Raw genomic sequence first — 23,153 nt, forward strand, 5'->3', positions numbered from 1 at the left:
ACCTAAAACCTAAAACCTAAAACCTAAAACCTAAAACCTAAAACCTAAAACCTCTCAAAAATTCCTCAATACCCATTCGTTTTTTACCTTCTAATTGTAATTCTTTGATATTCAGCCATTTATCTGCACAACAAAACGCCAAAAATGTTTTTCCATCGGTTTTAAAAGTGCCAATTTCTGACTGACCATGCACCAAATCACCAATGGCTGATTGATAAATTTTGCAATTTTTTTCAGCTAAAATTGTCCATGCAGCAGGATAAGGCGAAAGTCCACGCACAAAATTATGTACTTTTTCTGCCGATTGATTCCAGTCGATTTGACAAGTTTCTTTAAAAATCTTTGGGGCGGCTTTTAGAGCTACGTCCATTTGTTGTGGGATTTGAGGGTAATTTCCTGCTTCAATAGCACGCACAGTTTTCAATACTAAATTTGCTCCTCGTTCCATCAATTTATCATGGAGCGTTCCTGCATTATCTGTTTGCAAGATAGGCTCTTTTTCTGCAAAAATAATATTTCCAGTATCAATTTCTTGCTGAATAAAAAAAGTTGTTACGCCAGTTTCTGTATCGCCATTAATCACTGCCCAATTAATAGGTGCTGCTCCACGATATTGCGGTAGAAGTGACCCATGTAAATTGAAAGTACCGATTGTAGGCATATTCCAAACAACTTCGGGTAGCATTCTGAAAGCCACAACTACCTGTAAATCAGCTCGATAGCTACGTAATTGCTCTAAAAACTCAGGATTTTTCAATTTCTCAGGTTGCAAAACAGGGATATTTTGCGAAACAGCATATTTCTTCACAGGTGTTTCGTGCATTTGTAACCCTCGACCCGAGGGCTTGTCGGGGGCGGTGATTACAGCCACAACATCGCATCCATTTTCAACCAATTTTGCCAAACTCGCCACTGCAAAATCTGGTGTACCCATAAAAACTATTCTCATCTTTTTTTCGTTATAATAATATGTATTTAAAAGAGCCTATAGCTATTACGCCATTTTATAATGTAGTGAAATTGTACTGTTTTTTAAGTTAGGTATTGACCTGTTAAACATGGCCTTAAGGAAATCTAATTTTAAAACAGAATTTATCAGCTAAAAGCCAATAACTAACAGCTAAAAGCCTTTTTAAAACACTTGATTTTTAAAAAAACTTTGTACCTTTGTTGCTCAAAATAAGCAAATGAAAAGAAAACGAACAAATAAAGTGTTTTTTCGACTAAAATTTAGGTAGTTTCTGTAATAAAATGTAAGTTTTATCAGGGACGGTCGAATTTTCGCCGTTCTTTTTTTGTCCACCCCTAAAAAAGTTAGGGGTTTTTAAATTTATAAACGTTATGTCAAAGATTCAATATTACACAGAAGAAGGTTTTAACAATCTAAAAAATAAACTTCATGAATTAAAGTTCAAAGGGCGTTCTGATATTGCTCGTCAAATTGCTGAGGCAAGAGACAAAGGTGATTTGTCAGAAAATGCTGAATATGATGCTGCTAAAGATGCACAGGGTTTGATGGAGATGGAAATCTCAAAATTAGAAGAAATTGTTGCCAATGCTCGAATTTTAGATGAATCAACTGTTGATACATCTAAGGTTTCGTTATTGTCGAAAGTAAAAATCAAAAACAAGAAAAATGGGGCAGTGATGTCATATATGCTTGTGGCAGAGGAAGAAGCAGATTTGAAACAAGGCAAAATTTCAATGAATTCTCCTTTTGGCAAAGGCCTTTTTGGTAAAAAATTAGGAGAAACAGCTCAAATCCAAGCTCCAGCAGGTGTTGTTGAAGTCGAGATTTTGGAAATTAGTAGATAATTTTTGTAAAATGGATTTTCTAATCCGTTTTTACAAGTAATAAGCTGGAAGCTTGTTTTTACAAAAGCGGTCATTCAAATCTAATTTTGAATGACCGCTTTTTATAGCAAAATTTCATTATTTACTTATCGTTGCCTGTGTCCTCACAGACAACAAGTGTATTTATTTCTCCAACTTCACATCAAACAACTCTCCTGACCTCAGAAAGAGAATTCCTGCAAAAAACAAAGTCATTAACCCACCAAAAAGTACGGATGGCATCGCCCCAAAAAATTTAGCTGCAAGCCCAGATTCAAAAGCTCCAAGTTCATTGGAACAACTAACAAAAATACCATTTACGCCACTCACACGCCCCCGCATTTCGTCTGGAGGAAGCACTTGCAAGATGGTTTGACGCACAATAACGCTAATACTATCAAAAGCTCCTGTAAGAAATAAAGCAGTAACAGAAAGCCAAAAATTTGTAGAAATTGCAAAAACTAAGGTGGCAATACCAAAACCCGTTACAGCAATAAGCATATTTCGCCAAGCTTTGCGAGTAGGGGGAAAATAGGCTGTTCCAAGCATTGTTAAAACTGCTCCAATCCCAGGAGCCGCTCTTAGAATACCCAAACCTTCTGCTCCTACATGCAAAATATCTTTAGCAAAAACTGGCAAAATTGCTACCACTCCGCCAAAAAGCACCGAGAACATATCAAGCAGAATGGCATAAAACAAAATTCTATTTTTTCTCACAAAATCAATTCCTTCTTTTAGACTTTGGAAAACATTTTGGTGTGTTTCAGACTTTTGAACAGGTTTTCGAGAAATCAATGAAACCAAAATAAAAGCAATACCGAAAAGAAATAAAACTAAGATAAGAGTATTGGTAAGTCCCAACCAACTATATAAAAAACCAGCCGAAGCGGGGCCTAAAATCATACCAGATTGCCAAAATTGACTACTCCATGAAGCAGAATTTGGATAATGCTCGGCAGGTACAAGAAATGGTTTAAGAGAAGACCATGCTGGGCCATAAAAACCCCTTGCCAAACCTAAAATAAAAACTGTTAGATAAATGATAAACTTAACTTTTGGAATATCAATTGCTTGATTATCAGAAGGATAAGTGACCCAAAGTAATAAAAATGAACATAAAACAATGATGCCATAGCAAATCTGAATAATATTTTTTTTGTCCCGTCGGTCAGCAAAGTATCCACCAAAAAGTGCTAAAGAAATATAAGGAATTGCCTCAAAAAGCCCAATTAAGCCTAATGAAAGTGGGTCATGCGTAATTTCATAGAGATAGAAACTAACCACAACTTCCTGAATCAAAATAGCGACTGTAAATAGAAATTGAGCAGAGATAAAATACCTAAACTCAGGGAAACGAAGGGCTGCGTAAGGGTCTTTGGTTTGTTTCATGCGATTCATTTGCAGGAGCTACTTGTTAGGTTCTGCTTTTTGTTGTTGAAGAAACAACAGTTTTTTTCTGTTTTGTAGTTCCAGTTTCTACAAAATTAAGAAATTCAATTAACTTTGAGGAAATAAAAACTAAAAGCTATCGACCATTACTCATTGAACATCGACAAAAATATGAAATTGCTAAAAACACTCTTTTTACTACTTTTCACTTTACAAATTTTTATTGCTTGTGGACAAACAAAAAATACCACTTTTACACATGAGGATACTTTAAGAGGAAGTATCACCCCCGAACGTATCTGGTGGGATTTGAAATATTACGAACTGCGAGTAAAAGTAAATCCTGCCGACAAGGCTATTTCAGGAAGCACAAAGGTATTTTATGAAGTGCTAAAACCTTATCAAACAATTCAGATTGACTTACAACCGCCATTGAAAATAGAAAAAGTTACGCAAGATGGTAAAGAACTTTCGTTCAAGCAAGATGGAGCGAATGCTTATATGATTAGTCTTAAAAAAGACCAAATCAAAGGAAAAAATGAATCAATCATCGTAACTTATTCAGGAAAACCAATAGTTGCCAAGCGTCCACCTTGGGATGGAGGCTTTCAATGGGTAAAAGATAAGGCTGGTAATGACTTTGTAGCTACTTCGTGTCAGGGGCTTGGTTCGAGTGCATGGTGGCCGTGTAAAGATCACATGTATGATGAGTGTGACAGTATGTTGGTGAGCATAACAGTACCGAAAAATTTGATGGATGTTTCTAATGGTCGTTTGAGAAAAGTTACAGAAAATCAAGATGGTACAAAAACCTTCGACTGGTTTGTTAAAAATCCTATCAATAATTACGGAATCAATGTGAATGTAGGCAATTATGTGCATTTTGATGAAGTTTATGCAGGAGAAAAAGGTAAGTTAAGCATGGATTATTATGTTTTGCCCGAAAATCTCGACAAAGCAAAAGAGCAATTCAAACAAGCCAGTATGATGATGAAGGCATTTGAACATTGGTTTGGGCCTTATCCATTTTATGAAGATGGCTATAAATTAGTAGAAGTGCCGTATTTGGGTATGGAGCATCAAAGTTCAGTAACTTATGGAAACAAATATCAAAATGGGTATTTAGGTCGAGATTTATCAGGCACAGGCTGGGGTTTGAAATGGGATTTTATTATCATTCATGAGTCGGGACATGAGTGGTTTGCCAATAATATTACTTACAAAGACATGGCCGATATGTGGATTCATGAAAGTTTTACTAACTATTCTGAAAATCTTTATACGGAATATTATTTTGGCAAAGAAGCAGGTGCAGCCTATGTAATAGGTACTCGCAAAGGTATTCGCAACGACAAACCAATTATTGGTGCTTATAGCGTCAATAATAGTGGCTCGGGCGATATGTACTCAAAAGGTGGGAATATGTTGCATACAATTCGACAAATTACCAATAATGACGAAAAATGGCGTCAAATATTAAGAGGCTTGAACAAAACTTTTTATCACCAAACCGTTACGACTCAACAAATCGAGGATTATTTATCTAAAAACGTTGGGCGAGATTTGAGCAAAGTTTTTGACCAATATTTAAGAGATAGCAAGATTCCTGTTTTAGAATATTCGATAGAAAAAAACAAAATAAAATACCGCTGGACTAATTGTATTGAAGGTTTCGATATGCCAGTAAAAGTTGCGGTTGATGGAGGGAAAATGGATTTTATATACCCAAGCACTTCTTGGAAAACCATGAAAGGTAAATCAGATTTGAAAGTTGATGAGAATTTTTATGTGACAGCAAAAACAATGTAGTACCACGGAGTTCCAACTCCGTTCATTTTGAGAGAACGGTCCGCCGTAGCAGTAGAAACTCCGTTGTACGGTTATCTCACTACGGCCACTTTCCCGACAAAACTTTCAGAGCCATCTTCGGCTATGCAGAACACCAAATAAATACCCGATGTGGCACTATTTCCTTGTGGATTTTGTAAATTCCAAGAGGCAGTTCCACCATTCGATTTTGTTTCGTAAATAAGCCTTCCTGAAGCATCGGTAATTTTGATTGTCGTATTTTCTCGAAGTCCTGAAATAGTCATCACGCCTTGATAATCAGGACGAATAGGGTTTGGAAAGATTTTTACAGCATCCAAATCTTCGTTGGGTTCGGTGGCATTACTACGATAGGAGAGAAGTCCATTTTCGGTTAAAACAAAAATTTCTCCTGAAACGGGGTCAAGTGCTAAATCAAGAATATTTTTCGAGGGAAGTGGACTGTTTTCTTCCGTAAAATTGAATATTTGTTCATCTGCCGAAGCCGAAAATAGATTCAGCCCGTTTTGTGTAGCTATCCATTTTCTGTTGCCACCATCAACTACAATTTTGGTAACAACTTCTTGTAACAACAAACGGCGGGTTTGAAAAAAAGGTGTATATGCTTCCGTAGCAGTTGTGAAAATATCTTTTGAAGTTGAAATCACCGCTACACCATTAGCAGTTCCTACCCAAACCAAATTGTCTTTGTCTTCCACGATAGAATTAACAATCGAACTTGGCAAGTTGCCCGATCCTTTTCCAGCATAAAAATAACGACTTTGATTAGTTGTGTTATTTGTTACTCGCAAACCATTACTAACAATTTGCCAGCGATAACCAAAACGGTCAATAACATCTTTTGAATTGCTTGGTAATTGGTTGATATTTAGTTTTTTCCACTCGTTTTCTTCAAAAGCGTATCCAACAAAGCCAGCAGCATATATTTTCTGATTCTGATAATAAACTTCAAAAATATCTCCTTTTATACTATTGGGACTATAAGTTTTGAAAATCCCAGAAAAATTACTGACCAACCCATTCTCACCATCAGCAATCCAAACTTTGCTTTGTATGTCTGTTGCTATTTCATTGGGAGAAACGGCTAAAATATCTTTTGGAAATGTCTGAGGTTTAAAAAGTTGATTATGAGAAACATCTCCCGCAGTAAATTGCTGCCAATTACCAAAGAATTGTAGGTTGATTTTTGCATCAAATTTTGCACCCAATATGCCTCCTGATGTATTTACAAATATACTATCACGAGCAAATGTTAATTGCTTGATACTTACTTGCCTACCTTCATTCCCGATATTTTGATAAGTTTCTTTGATTTCACTTTTTTTAACATCTAAAACTACCAAACCAAAATCAGCAGCTAAATAAGCAAAATCACCTTTAAATTCTATTTGATTGATAAATTTACTTCCTTGAATGGCATCTGTTTTTTTGATAAAATCAATATTTTGAATTTGGTCAGGCGTTCCGTTTGCAATGCTTACAATATCCAAATTACCAGTTTCATAAGCAACCAAAAGTTTTTTTAGCTCACTACTATATCTAATTTGTGCTATTTTAGTTTCACTAAAACCATTGATTTTTGATAAAGTAACTACTTGATCATCAGATTTATTGAAGAAAAATAAACCATTTTTAGAAAAGCAAAATACATTGTTATCCACTATTTCCACACCTTTGGCATTACTATAATCAGCATGTGTTCGCCAAGTATTTGTCGGAATTTGAGCGAAAGTCGAAAGACTAAGAAGGGGGAGTGTTAATAAGGAAAAAGAGTTTTTTGAATTGTTAAAATTCATTGCCGTCTGCTTTAGCTGACGGTTCAAAAGAGAGAGAAACCATGTAGGCTTTAGCCAGAATTGCAAATATTTTTTGACTAAAGTCAATTTGATACAATTTTTTTTAGTCCGTCCGCTAAAGCAGACGGCAATGAAATATAAACTGCCATTTTGAGTCATAAAAAATCTAAACATGGCTATTATTTACATTAAAAAATACCCAACGCCATGTGTTTTATTAGCCAATGGGTGTAAAAAGCATAATAAAGCTACCAATAGTAAGAGAACTCTTATCTCTTTCTCATTTAGTTTGGTTTTAACGGCGATCAGTCCCAGAAAGATCATTGGAAAAACAAAAGAACCACTTCGAGTCGAGTCAAAAGTTGTAAAGCCAGATACAATCATGGCAATCGTCCCCCCAAAAACGATCAAAAGTTTGAGATAATCTTTTTTGATGTATAAAATCAAAAATGCCAAAAGCATAATTAACCAAAATCCTTCTAAAATCCAGATGAATTTAAAGCCAAAAGAAGGCAAACTGGCAAAAAGCTGCTCAGTAAATTCCCCTTTTTTGTATGTACCTTCCATTCCTTGATAGGTCATCAGATAATATCTTAACGAAATATATCCAATTTCAGCTGCAATAATGGCTAACATTTGCTTATTTGGAACAAAACTAATGGGTTTATCTTCTTTTATTTTTTCTGCAATCCACCAATAGGCAAAAACTAAGCTTCCTGCTACAACAGCACGCTCATCGCACCAAGTGGCAGTAAACATAGCCCCAAAAACCAGTAAAGGATTTCGGAAATAAATACTTAGAAATAAAAAAAAGAAAGTATAAAAATCGCCGTAACCAGCATATTCAACAAAAAAAGATGTTCCAAAGTAAATACATGCTAAGGCGATGACAGCCAACATAGTAGCCAATTTATCATTGAGAATCTGAAATAAAAACCGAGTAAGTAAGAAGTAAAGTAAGATACCTAAAATTAATTGTAAACCATATACAAAAACACTGACGTGTCGAATATGAAAAATTTTGACAAGCACAGGCAGCGTCAATCGGAAAACCCGATTATTTGAAGCAGGTTCTTCATAAACCCGATGTTCGGTCAAGTTTTGTGAACGGTCTTTGGTAACATTATAGAGAAAATATTCGCCTTTTTTTACGATAACATCATCATAGAAATTTCTGAAGTCATGCAAAGGAGATTGATTATTGAAAAAGGACAAAAGCATAGCTAAAGTGGCAATAGCAACGATTCTCAATTGCCAATTATTATTTGCCAAAAACGCTAAACTTTTTGATTCAAAACGAGAATAAATATTTTCTAAAAAAGACATTTAATTAATGTAGAATGAAGAATGTAAAATGTAGAATGATATAGTATATATTTATAAAAGACTGGTTTCCAGTGATTTGCAAATAGTAACCTCATTGATACACCACAAAGATGCTTGTTTTTTGTTGAAAAATCAATCATAAAAAAAGCCTAAGATTAAATCTTAGGCTGGTAATTTTTTGAATAGTTGAAGATTCGCTCAATCGCCCGATCAGACGGGGAGAGTTGAATTTTGTCCAATCCTGATTTCAGGTCGGCACAATCAAGATAGAAATTGAGCAAATCTTTGTCATAAAGAAGAGCGTCTTCTATCAAAGTGTTTTCTTGGTTTGATGTTTCGTTATACAAATAGCGAATCACATCATCCTGCGTGCTGGTAAAGGTTTGTGTCATAAGCATACGCTGATTTACCCATCATTTTTCTAAGATTGATGAGAGCGTAACGCATTCTCCCTAACGCCGTGTTGATACTTACACCAGTGGCATCTGCAATTTCTTGGAAAGACATATCATCATAATGACGCATCACCAAGACCTCACGCTGCTGGTCGGGTAATCTTTTGATTAAATCACGTAAGTGTTCGTGAGATTCACGTTTGATTTGCATTGATTCGATAGAATCTTCGGCAAATTCAAGCGTGTTAAACACACTGCTTCCGTCTTCAAACACCACGGTCGGGTAGCGTTTCTCTCTACGGAAATAGTCTATCGCAAGGTTATGAGCTATTCGAAGCACCCACGGTAAAAATTTACCTTCTTCGTTGTATTTACCTTCACGCAAAACTTCAACAGCTTTGATGAATGTATCTTGTAGCAAATCTTCTGCTACATATTGGTCTTTAACAACAAGGTAAATCGTGGTATAAACTTTTGATTTGTAACGCTGAACAAGCGTAGCAAAAGCTTTTTCGTTGCCGCGGATGTACAATGAAACAAGCTCACTATCGTTAACTTGGATTTTTCCCATTTCTGTATTTCAATTTAGTTAACGTAGAGCTTTATGCCATATTGTACATTGGGGTTTAAATTTCTGAAGAATTTCAAATTTTATTTCGAAAGGTATGCAATTAATATGATTCGTGTCAAGTGTTTGGTGCAAAAAATTTAGTTAATGGTTTGTTAATAATCCAAATGATATTTCGTTTTAAGAGTTTTTTGCAAAATAAAGTCCAAAAATTGTACCAGTAGTTTTGTGCAATTTTAAAATTGTAAATAACTGATATTCAAGTGTTTATATGTGCTTAATAAATCATTGTTTTTTTCGGTATAATATTTGCATATTTTAATTTGGTGAACTAATACAATCATGGAAAAAAAAACAAACTTAACTCGCAATTTTCATTTGGAAACCTTTACATCTCTCCCAAAAAGTCTTATTAAAGCAAATATCTTTATTTGGAGTGAGAGCAACTTTGCTCAATTCTTGCCCCATTCTAATACAAAATTTAGCAAAGGAATAATTGTACTTTTCTTAGTTTTGGGTTTCTCCATTACGCATGCAGTTGCTCAACGAGATCAGATTACAACGCAAGCTGGTGAGAAGATTCGATGCCGAATTTTAGACGAAACACCTAATAGATTTATTTATGCTTACTTATCTCCAACGGGCAAAGTTTTAAGAAATGAAATCTTTAAAAATTTGGTTTCCGAGTTTAAATATAATTTTTATCCAAGTGATATTGCTATCAAAGGGACAAAAATGCCTGAAGGGCTTGGTAATGTAAGAGAAGAAAATACCACTGCTCAAGAGCGAGTTGATACAAAAAAGGGTGAGCAAGCAAATAAACAAAGTAATAAAGACGAACGTCGTACGAAAGAAATCAAAAAACCAGAAGAAAAAATTGCCGAGTCGGAAGAATCTAAAAAAGTTACTAAAAATAGTAAGGAGAACGAAAAAAAGACAAGTAATTCGCCTAAAATTGACAAAAAAGAAGAAAAATCGGCACCAAAAACGGTTGAAAAAACAAAGAAAAGTGCTGAGAAGGAAAGCGAAAAACCTAGCAAAGAAGTAGTTAAAACAAAGGAAACTAAAGTTGTTACACCAATTAATGCCAATGCTAAAAAAGAAAGCAATGAGTTTAGTAATTACTTAAAGTGGAGAATCGGTGCAAGAGGTGGTTTTGGGAATATGTTGGCAAAAATAGATACTAAAGATGAGTTTGGTCTTTATCAAGAAAAGTTGCTTCGTGGCTGGACTTGGGGTGCCGATGCTTCTTATTTTTTCTCTGACCATGTAGGAATAGGCTTAATGTTTAATAACTTTCAAAGTCAAAATAAAGCTGAAAATATTAAGTATAGAAATATTCTATTAAACGAAGATGCCACAGGAAGTATCTCCAATAAACGTTCAACAAAATTCGTAGGACCAGTTTTGTATTTTCGGAAGAATATCGACTTCAAGACAATGGTTGTATTGGGTTTAGCTCCAGGAGCGTATTTCTATAATGATAAAGGCACTTATGATGCCAGTAATTATAATTTTAAAGGCTTGGATTTTGGAGCTGCTGCTACACTTGGTGTTGATTTCTTGCTTGGAAACGACATCACTGGTCGTGATATAATCTTGAGCTTAGAAGCAGGCTATAACTATGGGAAAATGCGTGCTTTGGACTTGGGTGGAGGAAATGGGGCGGTGAATTTATCAACACCGATTGACCTAAGCCGTGTAGATTTCACGATTGGACTACGTTTTACTCGTTATCCAAAATATCTTAGATAGTTCGTAAACTAAACGTGCCACATCTTGGAGATTGTTTTGAAGATCAAAATAAAATGTCAGATGTGGCACGTTTTTAACTGAGTAAACTCAGAACTTATAATTCAGCATTCAGCACTCTTTCAAGCGTTTGAGTTTTCATTTCAGTTTCTTGCCATTCTTTAGTTGGATTTGAATCGGCAGTGATTCCGCAACCAGCATAAAGTATGGCAGCTTCATTTTGTAACTTCATGGTGCGAAGATTGACAAAAATGTGAGATTCTTGTCCATTACCATTTGTTTGCATATTGATTGGCCCCAAAAATCCACTATAAAATTCACGATCATAACCTTCATTGGCTAAAATAAATTCTGTAGCAGGCACTTTGGGCATTCCACAAACTGCTGAAGTCGGGTGCAATAAATCGAGCATTACAGTAGCCAATTGTGGGAAATTTATTTCAACCGTATCAATAATTATATCGGTACGAAGGTGCATTAAGTTACCAGCAATGACTGTTTTAGGGCCTTCTTCTTCAAATTCTCTTACCCTGATTTTTTTCAGGCAATTAATAATATATCGAGTAACAAATGATTGTTCTTCAATCTCTTTTTGCCGCCAAAGAGCTTCTGATGGACGAATCAAATTGCCATCAGCATCATAAGCTGATTGCGTTCCTGCCAAAGCCATTGTTCGGAAAATACCTTTTGCATTTTGACTTACCAGCGTTTCGGGTGATGCTCCCATCCAAATGACACCCAAATGCGGCAATGAAACCGCCGAAACAAAGGCCGAAGGATATGCTTTACAAAGTTTATCAAAAACTGTAACTACCTCAAAATCAGAAGATAATGTTATTTTCTTTGTTCGAGAAAGTACAACTTTTTGAAAACTTCCAGCGTTAATTTGATCAACTGCTTTTTCAACTAAGTTGATATAATCCTGCTTTTGTGATTGTTCTTGATTATCAAATGTTGATTGATAAACTTTTTTTTGATCAGAATCTAAGCTTGCAAGTAAATCAATAAATTGAGGATTGAGAGAAGATGGCACAATGACTTCTTGTAAATCTTCTTTGTTATTTAAATCAGATTCGGTGAATATATAATGTAAATCAGCCTTTAAGAAAAAAGTATTTTTACCATCAATATTAACAAAGGGAGAAAAAGCAAAGCCAGGACCAAGTTCTTCAAAATCTATTTTTGTTTGTTCAGGAATAGCTGAAAAAGAAGTTAAAAAATGTTTTTCAGTTTGACGAGGCAAACGCCACATAGCTGTTGGGAATGCCAATTGTTTAGCAGATTTCCAAAGTTGTTGGCGGCAATTATTTTTTTCGAGTGTTGTTGTTATCATTATTCTTAAAACCATTTCCAGAATAGTGTACGCAATTTCATACACCTCTGAATAGTAAACAAATTTCAAAAGAAAATATTCCTAAAAATAGCAGAAGTTTTTCGGAATATAGATATTCGTATGTTTTTTGCTGTAAATTACACAAAACCAAGTTTCAATAATGAAGAAAATACTTTATATATTCATTTTTCTCACTTTTACCTCTTTCGCTGAGGATAGGAAAGGGATAAAATTTACAGAAGGCTCATGGGCAGATATTAAGAGTATGGCCAAAAATCATAATAAGTTGATTTTTATTGATATTTATACAACTTGGTGTGGCCCTTGTAAAATCATGGCAGAGAAGGTTTTCACTGACACTCAAGTTGGTGATAAATTCAATGAAATGTTTATTAGTTATAAAATTGATGCGGAAAAAGGTGAAGGTATTGAATTGGCAAAAAATTATGCCATTACCGCCTATCCCACTTATCTATTTGTAAATGCTGGTGGAGAATTGGTTTATCGAACTTTAGGTGCAATGCCCGCTGATAAGTTTATGATTGAGGCAGATAAAGCACTCACAGCAGGAAAAAGTTTCAAATCTTCAGAAGATTTGGATAGAGATTTCAACGCAGGTAAAAGAGATGCCGATTTTTTATATGAGTATATGAAGCGAAAAAGCCTTAATGGGGGAGAGAACGCAGCTTTATTAGACGAATATTTGAATGTGATTCCAGAATCTTCCTATAAAACCGAGAAGGTTCTTTCAATTATTTCTGAAAATATTAGTACAATTGAAACAAAGGCATTTGCCATTTTAGCAAATGCTCTGAATAGATACATGAATATGACTGTTCAGCAACAAAAATATGTGTTGAATGGAATCTCGAAAGCTAAAAGAAATACATTCAAAAAAGTATTGGATAATCGTGATAAAGCATTGCTCGAAAAACTCATTGATGCGGTTAGAATTACCTCTTATAGTATGGCAGGCTTTGAGGCAGAAGAAAAACAATTTCGATTAGAATATGCGAAAATCACACGTGATGGCGAGAATTTTAAGAAGATTGCAAGTAGAGAAAGTGGTAAGCTGATGGCCAAAACTACGGAAGAATTAACGGCTGAAACCGAGAAAAAAATAACGAATTTTAAAGAGGGAGCCAAGGATAAAAACATTGATGACACAACACCCCAATTCAAAATAATTTTGGATAATCTAAGCGATAATGCTCAGAAACTGACATCTTTTCAATTGAATGAATATGCTTGGGGCTATGTACAGATGATTAGTAACCCTAAAGACTTGGAAGAGGCTTTGAAGTGGTCAGAAAGAGCAATTTATCTGGTGGAATCACCAGTAAACTTAGATACTTATGCCAATCTTTTAAGTAAATTAGGTAGAAAAAAAGAAGCGATTAAAGCGGAAAAAAAAGCAATAAAATTAGCAAAAAAAGAAGGTAGCGATATTAAAGATTTGCAAGAAACATTGAAGGAAATAAAGCGAAAGTAAAAAAAATCTAAGAATTTGTTTTTCTATCAAGCAAAAGAGGCAAGGAATTTGTACAAACCATGATGAAACAGATGGTATTTGTAATGAAAAAAATAATTGTAGCAGTGAGCTTAGTAGGTCTTATTGCGTTGGTCTATGCGTGTAGTCGTGAAAGTATCAAGAAAATAAATTTTGTTAAAAATACAGATAAAACAATGGAGCAAATGCTGGCGGAAGCAAAATTGCAGCGAAAAGTTTTGTTTGTAGATGTTTTTACAACATGGTGCGGCCCTTGCAAATGGATGGACGAAAATACATTTAAAGATGGCCGTGTGACTGAAAAGTTTAATAAAAAATTCATCAATTATAAAGTTGATGGAGATTCTTTTGAAGGAGTAAATGTAGGTATCATTTATCGAGTTGATTCATATCCGACGTATTTATTTATTAGTCCCGATGGACGGGTGTTGCATCGCATTGAAGGGACGATGTCTGCTGAAGGTCTTATGCAAGAAGCTGATTTGGCCACAAAACTGAGCCTTAATCGCTGATTGTATTACGTGTTTTCTTATAAATAAAGATAGACTACGTAAAAACCCCTATTGATTCAAGTAGTTTCCCTCTATGGATTGCAAAGATATATCTATAGTTTTGTGAGTAGTTTTTTACAAACGTAGAAAACTAATTCAGTTTCTTGGTGATACCAAAATAACTGCTGCTGTTATTCAAAAAAGAGTACTTCAGCCATGAATAAAACTATAAAATACGCAATTTAAATTGTAAGTGAATTTAAAAAATACTACTACATTCAGACAATGAATATATTAGCCATTGAAAACTAAAAAAGTCCGACTTTTATATCAAAAGTCGGACTCATTTTTTGTTGGTATATTGAGTTATAATTTCACTAAAACAGATTTATATACTTCTTTGTAGGTCCCTTCTTTATATTTTTCAAAAGGTTCTTTCTTATTATAATCGCCTCCTAAATAAGTAACAATTTGGTGAAATGCCTTCGCATCCAAATAGCCGGGTAATGGTTGAATCATATTATATTGGGTATCTAAAAATACTGTTGTTGGATAACTCATTTTTCCTTGTAATAATGCCACAGCAGCTTGATTTGCCCCACTTTTTTCGTCAAAAACATATTTTGAGTTACCAATGATAATATCTTGTTTCGACTCAGCATCAAGTTTTACCATGTAAAAGTTTTTGTTGAGATAATCAATTAATTCTGGATTCGTATATGTTTGTTTGTCCATTACTTTACACCACCCACACCACGCTGTATATACATCAATGATTGTCTTACGAGGTTCTTTTTGTGTACGAAGATAAGCTTCTTGGAGAGTAAGCCATTCTACTTCATGTTTTTTTGGCTTATTCACCTGATTGTTTGTGGCCACATTTTGAGCGAAAATGGATGTACTTATGAGCATAAGCACTAAAAAAGAGTATATATTTTTCATTTTCAAGTAATTTTTACTAAAAACGGTTTGATTAGTATTTTTATTATTTAAAGTCTTTAGCAAGACTTATACAAATATAATACCGAAATTTTATCTGAAAAATATCATTTTGAAGAGCATTCAGTTTAGAACTTTGCAATTGGGTATTTTGCAGAGAAAAAGATGCCAATTGTAGATAAGTTTACTTTTCCAAAACCTACTTTTCCAATTGGTACTTTTAGAAATGGCTCAGCTTGTAAACTCAAACGACGAAATATTTGATGTTCATAACCAAACGAGAAATTTAATACACTAAAATTGTAAGGCCCAGTTTTCCCCTCCCAGTTTCGCCATTTGATTTTAGGGTCAGATTGGTTTTCATAATTATAGGTATATTTTTCCTTGAGCATAATATAACTGGTCGAACCAGCACTCACAAATAAACGACTGTTAGGCTTTTGGGTAATATCAAATCTCACATTTAATGGAATATCAAGCATTTTGCAAGTGGCATTGATATCAATCAGTACTGGAGGCTGAGGCCAATTATTTGGCCATTCGTACGATTCGGGGTATGAATTGTAGTACTTCATTGAGCGAATGACACCTGAATGCACACTCAAACGATTATTGAATCTGTATTCTAATAAGGCGGCCCAGTTGCTACCTAATCGAGCTATTTCATCAATTGTAACAATACTAAAATCAGGGGATACCCCTAATCTAATATTAAGTCCTTTTTTGAATGAAGCACTCTTACTCACTGGCATAGGAGAGTCGTTCTTAGGGCTTTCAAAAGCAATAATCGGCAAGTTGAAACTTGATTTGAAAAGACCAATTTTAGGAGTAAGGCTTTTGACATTTTCTAATTGCCAACGTTGATTTTTTTCTTCGGTAATGACAGCAATGGAATTTGACTCTGACAACTTCTCCACTTCATTAGAACCGCTAATAATATTATTTATTGGTGATTTAGAATTGATGTCTGAATTTACTTGACGAACTTTATTTCCTTTTTTGTTTTCTCCAGCTTCATTGGCAATCGAGTTTGTTTCTGCAATTTTGGTGTTTGCCAATTCACCCTTTGGTTTATCAATAAGAATGCTTTCCGTTTTTGCAGATTGTTTCTTAGTGATTAACAACTGATTGGTGATAGGTTTTTCCGATTTTGTATTAATTACAACATCCTTTTTCTGAGATTTTGGAGCGTTTTCTATCTTATTATTGACTAAATATTTGTCCGTATTTTCACTTTTAGGAGCAATAGTAATTTTGTTTTTATCCTTTTTGTTTTCGTAATCAATTGATTTTGAGTCGTTTATGAGTTCTTTAGAATTGACTATTTTTTCAGAGGTATCATTGTTTAAATTATCTGTACCTACTTTATCTGTTGTTACATATTTTTTTGCATCAACCTCACTTGCTACTTCAGAAGTATTTTTGTGTTTGGTTTGAAGTGGTGTTGATGCCAGATTGAGTGAAGGTTTGAACAAGAAATAACCTCCGATCAAAAACAACAAAGCAAGCAACATTGATAAACCACGCTTCAACCAAACATTACCCGCTTGGTTTTCGCCTAATGCTGAGATATTGATTGCATCAAGCTTTTGGCTCATTTTTGTCCATGAATCAGGGTCAAAGTCAAAATTCATCTTTTCAGCAGAATCTCTGAAAAGATGATCTAACTCATCGTCTGATAGATCATGTTGGTTTATATTCATTACTTATAACTAAATAAAAAAAAGTATTTTTAGTGGTAAAATAAGGATAAAATTAATCAGCTTTATTAATATACTCTTTTTCAGTTTTTAAAATCATTTTTCGTAAAACTTCTCTTGCCCGAGAAAGATTGGATTTGGACGTCCCAACTGAAATGCCTAATTGATTACTAATTTCTTCGTGAGAATATCCATCAATAACAAATAAATTAAAGACCATCCTGTAACCTGTTGGTAATTCTTGCACCATTGCCATTAACTCTTCATGGTTGAGTTGGCTCAATGGGCTACTATCATTGGAAGAAACCTCGTAGGCTTCTTCAATATTTTCATGAAAATAATGTTTTTGTTGGCTTCGATAAAAATCTAATGCGGTGTTTACGATGATTCTCCGAAACCATGCCTTAAATGGATATTTCGGGTCATATTGCTCACCTTTGGTAAAAACTTTTAAAAAACCATCATTGACTACTTCTAATGCCTCTTCTCGATTTTTTGTATAACGCATACAAACACCCATAGCAAACCCATAGAATTGTCGATAGAGCTTTTCTTGGCTCATACGATCACCTCTTACACTCATGCGGAGTAGTTCTTCTGGGTTTTCTGTTGGCAGATTGTTCGCCATAAAGTAGTTACGCAAAAATTTATTGAAAGGTTGCTTTTAAAGGTAATTTTAGTCCAAGATTAACAAAAAAAGAGACAAAAAACAAGTCATAACAGACAAGTATATTTTTTTTAATACTGACAGATTGTGTACATTTGAAAAAAAAGATTGATTTCCTTACATAACATGACGCAATATTTTGACCTAATGCTGCGAGCAATAGCAGTTTATGTATTTATAATAATTGCTATTCGACTATTTGGGAAGAAAGAATTAACCCAACTATCAGTGATAGATTTAGTTTTCATCTTGCTTATTAGTAATGCGGTTCAAAATGCAATGGTAGGGCCTGATACGTCGCTTCAAGGTGGATTGGTGGCTGCGGGGGCTTTATTCATTACTAATTATATTCTAAAAAAACTTATTTATAAGTTTCAGTCGGTTGGGAAATTGATTCAAGGCGAGCCAATTACCTTGATTTATAATGGTTTACCACAAAAGAAAAACTTAGAAAGAGCAGGTTTTACTATTTCTGATTTAGAGGCTGCTGTACGAGAACATGGTGTTGAAAGCATTGAAAAAGTAGATTTAGCGATGCTGGAAGTAGATGGGAATATCAGCGTATTATCCGAAGATTTTAAGAAAAGAACACACAAAAAACGGATTCATAAAACTTTGGGTTCGATGGGTGATTGAGTGATTTGTGAATGAGTTTTTTATCTCTACATTCACAAACTCCCCCATTTTACAAAAACATTGTTTGTACTTCTGATTTTAAAAACTTTAATGCTTCTGCTGTTGGTTGTTTATTTTCACCGATAACTTTTTCAAAGATTTTTTTTGATAAATTTATAGCAGGTGTATTGGCAGAAACTTCGGCAGCCGATGTATTAACCAATGCCACAACTTCGTTCATGGCTTGCCTAATTCTCTCCCATGCTTCATGAGAAATATAGATTTGTTGAGATAGGTTATGATTGAACTCTTCTCTAATTTCGTGCAAAATAACTTGTTGATAATCAGCTACTTCTATGCTATTACTTCCTAACCTAAGTAATAAATTATTGGGTGTAATTCGCTCTAAAAAAAGCGTCATACGCTCATACGCTTGTAGGCGTAGAGGCGTAATAAGTTCGGTGTTTTTTTGTTTGAGCTCAATTTGTTTCTGTTCAAATTGCTTTTGTAGAAAAGTTTGAATAGTTAAATACATTCCGTACAAAACCGCCGCCGCAGGAATAAGTATTTTTAATAACTCAGTAATTGATTGCATTATATTTTCATTATATCTACTACAAAAGTAAGTTAAGCCAACGGTGCATCAAAACCCTAAGAAGTTTTTTTTGGTAAGGGAGTTAATTCTTATAATCTTGAAATCTCTTTAATCATGTCTATCTTTGGTGAAATTTTATAATATGATTAGTTTTTCAGAAATAGCAAGGGTAGAAATTTTAAAATCCTTAAACTCATCACAAATCCCAGCAGGTTATGCTTTGCGGGTAGGTTTGAAAGGTGGAGCATGTGCAGGGACATATCTTTTGGGCTTAGATAAACCAATGGAAAACGATGAGCTCTATGAAGTTGAAGGCGTAAAAGTTTTGATTGACAAAAGACACCTGATGTATTTGATTGGGGTGCAGATTGACTATACTCAAACAGAAGAAGGCATGGGCTTTACCATTCAGAAACAGAAATAGTTTGGGGGCTTCAATTTTTCAGTCGAGTAAGCAAGATTTTATTTTTTTAAATATATTTGTTAAAAATTTAAAGTAGCTTATTGTGAGCTTACGACTGCTAATTGTGATTTTAAAACTGCCTTTGGCATGATTTTCGTTCAATCTGTTTAGCATTCTAAAGTAATCAAAAAAGCATTGGAGTTTCTTAAAAAACATATTTTCTTAGTTCTTTCCGTAGTCTTTCTGGGGATTTCGGCTTTAAACTTTTTCATTTTTGAAAAAGATGCCCCTGGAGCGTCGGAAGAACATTATATTTCATCTATTCGTAAGCGGGTGATTGATGAGGTTTTGCGGTCAAGAGCTGAACTACTTGAAATTGGTGTACAATATCAAAAATCATCGGGCAATGCTTTCTTGAATTTTGAAACGCCAAGTGTTTACCCATACTATATTTTCAGAAATGGACAGTTATTTTACTGGTCTGACCACCGATATGTACCTAATTATCAAGAGCTTTCAAAAGGAAAACTAAGTAAATTACTAAGTGTTGAAAATGGTAAATATATTACTAATGCCATCACTTTTAATCATCAAGGAAACAAAGTTGAAATATTTTCATTGATTAATCTTTACCATAGATTTAGGAATGAAAATGATTACCTAAAAAATGGTTATAATAATCATATTTTTATAACTGAACCTAATGCAATTAGCAACAGCCAAAGTGAACAGAAATTTTTCAATATTACTGATGGTAATGGTGCTTTTTTGTTTTCTGTTCTACCTCCTCAAGTCGAGAAAATAAATTCTCCAAATATACCTACTAATACACTCATCTTACTTGCATGTAGTATTGCATTATTTGGTATTTATATTCTAATTTGGATCAATCGTCTCAGAATAAAACATCAATTTGGAAGAGGGTTTATTTTATTGGCATTTTATCTGTTTTTTGTAAGATTAGTAATGCTTGCCAATAGCATTCCTTTTATTTTTTATGAATCAAGTGTTTTTAATCCCAAGTTTCTGACTATCAATGAATTGGCTCCTTCTTTAGGGGATTTGCTGCTCAATTCTTCTGTAGTTTTTGTTTTGGTTGTCTATTTGGTTCTTTTCTTTTATCGTTCAACACTTTATTATAAATTATTCAAAACGCCAAAGATAGTACAGAGCATTGTTTCTGTTTTCTTAGCTGCTTTCACAATATTTATTACATACCTATGTTTCCAGAATTTGTGTAATATTTATGAAAAATCACAGTATAATTTAGACCTTGCTTTGAGCATTTCATTCTCTTCATTGAAGGTGGCTACGCTCATATTTTATTTACTAATTTCGGTGATATTCTTCTTGTCGATGCACTTGTTGATAAGTCTTTTTTTAAGATTTAATAAGTTTCCGAAAGAAGGTGTTTTGAAATGGCTGATTGGCTCGATACTGGGATTGGTATTTGTCTTTTTTTTCGACCAAATACGATGGATTTATATTTTGACAGATTTATATTTTTTAGTAATTTATCTCAATAAGTTTCCTCGATTCTTTTATAGTTTTAAATATAAAACCACAATATATTTCTTTACAGGGGCTTTTATTTTTGCTATAATTGGTATTTATGTGATTCATGCAGAAGAGTTGAAAAAAGACTTTTTTGACAAACAAATTTTTGGACAAAAGTATTTAGCAGAAAATGATTTATTAGGAGAAGGCCTTTTTCCAAGAGTAATACAAACAATCGAGCAAGATACGGCAATCAAGCAAGCAATCACCAGACAGACACTTGCTCGTGAGCAGACACAACAAATTATTAAGAATAAACATCTTGACTTGTATTTCGACCGCTACGATACAGAAGTGCTGGCTTTTGATAAAAACGGTAGTTCGTTGGACATCTCAGAAGGCTCACAAAATTTGTCTTTTTATGAAAATACTTATCGGCAAGGAGCTTATAAAACTGCAAATCCAGATGTTTATTTTATCAATGATGTTGGAAATAATTTTATCAAGCAATACCTCATATTTATTCCAATTAATGAAAATGGAGCTTTGTTAGGAAGCATCGTATTAGATTTAAAAATACGTGATGAGTTTGCTCAAAGTGTTTATCCTGAGTTATTATTAGATAAAAAATTTACGCAAACACCTGACACCAAAAATTACAGTTATGCTATTTTTGATAAAAGCAACCACATGATTTTTAGTTCAGGAAGCTATAATTATGTGCGAAAATTGCCTATATCGCTTCTTTCAGATTCATTGCTTTACGAAAAAGGTATTCAACTTCACGATTATAACCATGTAGGTAAGATAGGACTAAATGGTCGAAAAATTGTGATTTCAGCGAAATATCAGGTTTGGAGAAATATTTTCTCTAATTTTTCATTCTTATTTCTGTTATCGGTGCTTTTCATCATCATGGTTATGGGTTTATATGCCATTAATTATGGTCTGAAAAACATCAATATCAATTTTTCTACAAAGATTCAGCTTTATCTAAATGCCGCATTTTTGTCGCCTTTATTGTTGGTTATTATCATAACTTTGAGTGTCATTGATTCAACTTTTGTGAGTAATCAAGAAAAAGCGTATCTGGATAATACCAAAAATATTACTTCTACGGTGCAGCTTCAGCTCGAAAGTTTTATTCAAAAACGCATGAGTCGAGCATTTTTAGAGCAAGAAATCAATGATTTGGCACGTGATACAAAATTAGATATTAATTTTTATGGACTTAATGGCAAGTTAGATTTAACTACCCGACCATTAGTTTATGAATATGGCTTGCTTTCTACTTTTATCAATCCAATGGCGTATCGTCGAATCTTAGAAGAAAAAGAAAATGAGGTTTTATTGACAGAATCGCTTGGAAGCTTGAATTATAAAACGGCGTACATGAGTATCAAAGGGCATGATAGTAAGCCAATCGGAGTAATTGGTATTCCTTTTTTTGATGCTAAACCAACCCTTGACCGTCAAGTAACAGATGTTGTTGCCTCAATTTTGAGCATTTTTGCTTGGCTATTCTTGATTTTATTGACTATTTCATATTTTGCTTCTAATGTTTTGACAAACCCACTTCGTTTGGTTGCACAACAATTGAAAAAGACCAATTTGGATAAACTCAATGACCGCCTTGTGTGGAATTCAGACGATGAAATTGGAATTTTGATGCGTGAATACAACAAAATGTTGAAGAAATTGGAAGAAAGTAAAGTGGCATTGTCGATGAGTGAAAAACAAACAGCTTGGCGAGAAATGGCAAAGCAAGTGGCTCACGAAATCAAGAATCCATTGACACCAATGAAACTGTCGATTCAGCAATTGCAACGTACTTTGGTTGTTGATAATCCAAAAGCCAAAGAACGCATCGGTCGTGCTTTGAATTCATTGACCGAACAAATTGATAATATTAGTGAAATTGCCAATTCGTTTTCGGAATTTGCCAAAATGCCAGTGCCACGCAATGAGGTTTTCGACCTTGTGCCATTGATTCAGAAGTCGGCCGATTTGTATGCTGAGGATGAAAGAATTTCGCTCAATGCTTATATCAAAGAAAAAGAAGCGTGGGTAGTAGGCGACCGCCAATTTATGAGTCGGGTTATTACTAACTTGATTATCAATGGAATACAATCAGTTCCGAAAGAAAAACGTGCCATTATCAATCTCCGATTGTATCGCAATGAAGATGATAATATAGCCATTATTGAGATTCAAGACAATGGCTCGGGAATACCTGAAAATATTCGTCAACGTGTATTTATTCCTAATTTTACTACCAAAGTTGGTGGCTCAGGGCTTGGGCTGGCAATGGCTCGAAGAGGTGTAGAACATGCAGGTGGAAATATTTGGTTTGAAACAGAAACCGACCGTGGAACAACTTTCTTTATAGATTTACCTTTAGCGATTAGACAATAAAATTTCATTAGAATTCAAAAACACAAAGTTTTACTTAGATTTTCTAAGTAAAACTTTGTGTTTTTTTTAATTTAGTGGTAAAAGTCTTTTGAGCAATTGGAA

The 23,153-nt window shown here is 34.2% G+C and carries 19 protein-coding genes; 8 read left to right on the top strand and 11 right to left on the bottom strand.

Annotated features, from left to right (window positions below):
- Positions 1-37: 37 nt before the first annotated feature.
- A complete protein-coding gene (gene fmt, locus ACQUQZ_RS03325; protein WP_435353325.1) occupies positions 38-949 on the bottom strand; it encodes a methionyl-tRNA formyltransferase in 912 nt (303 codons plus the stop codon).
- 392 nt (positions 950-1,341) lie between these two features.
- On the opposite strand from fmt, the gene greA reads away from it, so the two are divergent.
- On the top strand, positions 1,342-1,815 hold the full coding sequence (gene greA / locus ACQUQZ_RS03330) for a transcription elongation factor GreA (RefSeq protein ID WP_435353326.1): 474 nt from the start codon (positions 1,342-1,344) through the stop codon (positions 1,813-1,815).
- A 162-nt stretch (positions 1,816-1,977) separates the two neighbouring features.
- Here the strand turns inward: greA and ACQUQZ_RS03335 are convergent, their stop codons facing one another.
- Complete coding sequence (locus tag ACQUQZ_RS03335; protein ID WP_435353327.1) at positions 1,978-3,222, bottom strand: MFS transporter; 1,245 nt, start codon at positions 3,220-3,222, stop codon at positions 1,978-1,980.
- 171 nt (positions 3,223-3,393) lie between these two features.
- On the opposite strand from ACQUQZ_RS03335, the gene ACQUQZ_RS03340 reads away from it, so the two are divergent.
- Complete coding sequence (locus tag ACQUQZ_RS03340) at positions 3,394-5,031, top strand: M1 family metallopeptidase (protein WP_435353328.1); 1,638 nt, start codon at positions 3,394-3,396, stop codon at positions 5,029-5,031.
- A 71-nt stretch (positions 5,032-5,102) separates the two neighbouring features.
- Here the strand turns inward: ACQUQZ_RS03340 and ACQUQZ_RS03345 are convergent, their stop codons facing one another.
- The 4 genes from ACQUQZ_RS03345 to ACQUQZ_RS03360 form a co-directional block, all read right to left on the bottom strand.
- Positions 5,103-6,845, bottom strand: coding sequence for a T9SS type A sorting domain-containing protein (locus tag ACQUQZ_RS03345; protein ID WP_435353329.1), 1,743 nt, complete (start codon positions 6,843-6,845; stop codon positions 5,103-5,105).
- A 183-nt stretch (positions 6,846-7,028) separates the two neighbouring features.
- Positions 7,029-8,171: a hypothetical protein gene (locus ACQUQZ_RS03350; protein ID WP_435353330.1), complete on the bottom strand. Its 1,143-nt coding sequence runs from the start codon at positions 8,169-8,171 to the stop codon at positions 7,029-7,031.
- A 155-nt stretch (positions 8,172-8,326) separates the two neighbouring features.
- Complete coding sequence (locus ACQUQZ_RS03355; protein ID WP_435353331.1) at positions 8,327-8,563, bottom strand: hypothetical protein; 237 nt, start codon at positions 8,561-8,563, stop codon at positions 8,327-8,329.
- On the bottom strand, positions 8,532-9,137 hold the full coding sequence (locus ACQUQZ_RS03360; protein WP_435353332.1) for an RNA polymerase sigma factor: 606 nt from the start codon (positions 9,135-9,137) through the stop codon (positions 8,532-8,534). Before ACQUQZ_RS03360 ends, ACQUQZ_RS03355 begins: the two co-directional genes overlap by 32 nt.
- Before the next feature lie 339 nt (positions 9,138-9,476).
- Here ACQUQZ_RS03360 and ACQUQZ_RS03365 point away from each other — a divergent pair, with 339 nt between their 5' ends.
- Complete coding sequence (locus ACQUQZ_RS03365; RefSeq protein WP_435353333.1) at positions 9,477-10,889, top strand: hypothetical protein; 1,413 nt, start codon at positions 9,477-9,479, stop codon at positions 10,887-10,889.
- A 94-nt stretch (positions 10,890-10,983) separates the two neighbouring features.
- Here the strand turns inward: ACQUQZ_RS03365 and ACQUQZ_RS03370 are convergent, their stop codons facing one another.
- Complete coding sequence (locus ACQUQZ_RS03370; RefSeq protein WP_435353334.1) at positions 10,984-12,219, bottom strand: chorismate-binding protein; 1,236 nt, start codon at positions 12,217-12,219, stop codon at positions 10,984-10,986.
- Positions 12,220-12,379: 160 nt separating this feature from the next.
- Between ACQUQZ_RS03370 and ACQUQZ_RS03375 the strand changes: the two genes are divergently transcribed.
- Together ACQUQZ_RS03375 and ACQUQZ_RS03380 are read left to right on the top strand one after the other, a co-directional pair.
- On the top strand, positions 12,380-13,711 hold the full coding sequence (locus ACQUQZ_RS03375) for a thioredoxin family protein (protein WP_435353335.1): 1,332 nt from the start codon (positions 12,380-12,382) through the stop codon (positions 13,709-13,711).
- An 83-nt stretch (positions 13,712-13,794) separates the two neighbouring features.
- Positions 13,795-14,241, top strand: coding sequence for a thioredoxin family protein (locus ACQUQZ_RS03380; protein WP_435353336.1), 447 nt, complete (start codon positions 13,795-13,797; stop codon positions 14,239-14,241).
- 345 nt (positions 14,242-14,586) lie between these two features.
- On the opposite strand, the gene ACQUQZ_RS03385 is transcribed toward ACQUQZ_RS03380, so the two are convergent.
- The 3 genes from ACQUQZ_RS03385 to ACQUQZ_RS03395 all read right to left on the bottom strand — a co-directional run bounded on the left by ACQUQZ_RS03385 (position 14,587) and on the right by ACQUQZ_RS03395 (position 17,487).
- A complete protein-coding gene (locus ACQUQZ_RS03385; RefSeq protein WP_435353337.1) occupies positions 14,587-15,162 on the bottom strand; it encodes a thioredoxin family protein in 576 nt (191 codons plus the stop codon).
- 125 nt (positions 15,163-15,287) lie between these two features.
- Complete coding sequence (locus ACQUQZ_RS03390) at positions 15,288-16,862, bottom strand: hypothetical protein (protein ID WP_435353338.1); 1,575 nt, start codon at positions 16,860-16,862, stop codon at positions 15,288-15,290.
- A 52-nt stretch (positions 16,863-16,914) separates the two neighbouring features.
- Entirely contained in the window at positions 16,915-17,487 is a 573-nt protein-coding gene (locus ACQUQZ_RS03395) for an RNA polymerase sigma factor (RefSeq protein ID WP_435353339.1), read from the bottom strand.
- Positions 17,488-17,652: 165 nt separating this feature from the next.
- Here ACQUQZ_RS03395 and ACQUQZ_RS03400 point away from each other — a divergent pair, with 165 nt between their 5' ends.
- Entirely contained in the window at positions 17,653-18,162 is a 510-nt protein-coding gene (locus ACQUQZ_RS03400; protein ID WP_435353340.1) for a DUF421 domain-containing protein, read from the top strand.
- 49 nt (positions 18,163-18,211) lie between these two features.
- Here ACQUQZ_RS03400 and ACQUQZ_RS03405 read toward each other — a convergent pair whose 3' ends face one another.
- On the bottom strand, positions 18,212-18,736 hold the full coding sequence (locus ACQUQZ_RS03405) for a hypothetical protein (RefSeq protein WP_435353341.1): 525 nt from the start codon (positions 18,734-18,736) through the stop codon (positions 18,212-18,214).
- A gap of 142 nt (positions 18,737-18,878) precedes the next feature.
- Here ACQUQZ_RS03405 and ACQUQZ_RS03410 point away from each other — a divergent pair, with 142 nt between their 5' ends.
- Together ACQUQZ_RS03410 and ACQUQZ_RS03415 are read left to right on the top strand one after the other, a co-directional pair.
- Complete coding sequence (locus ACQUQZ_RS03410; RefSeq protein WP_435353342.1) at positions 18,879-19,160, top strand: HesB/IscA family protein; 282 nt, start codon at positions 18,879-18,881, stop codon at positions 19,158-19,160.
- 174 nt (positions 19,161-19,334) lie between these two features.
- Entirely contained in the window at positions 19,335-23,051 is a 3,717-nt protein-coding gene (locus ACQUQZ_RS03415) for a sensor histidine kinase (RefSeq protein WP_435353343.1), read from the top strand.
- Positions 23,052-23,153 lie beyond the last annotated feature (102 nt).

The sequence above is a fragment of the Emticicia sp. SJ17W-69 genome, from assembly GCF_051209875.1.
Taxonomy (GTDB): domain Bacteria; phylum Bacteroidota; class Bacteroidia; order Cytophagales; family Spirosomataceae; genus Emticicia.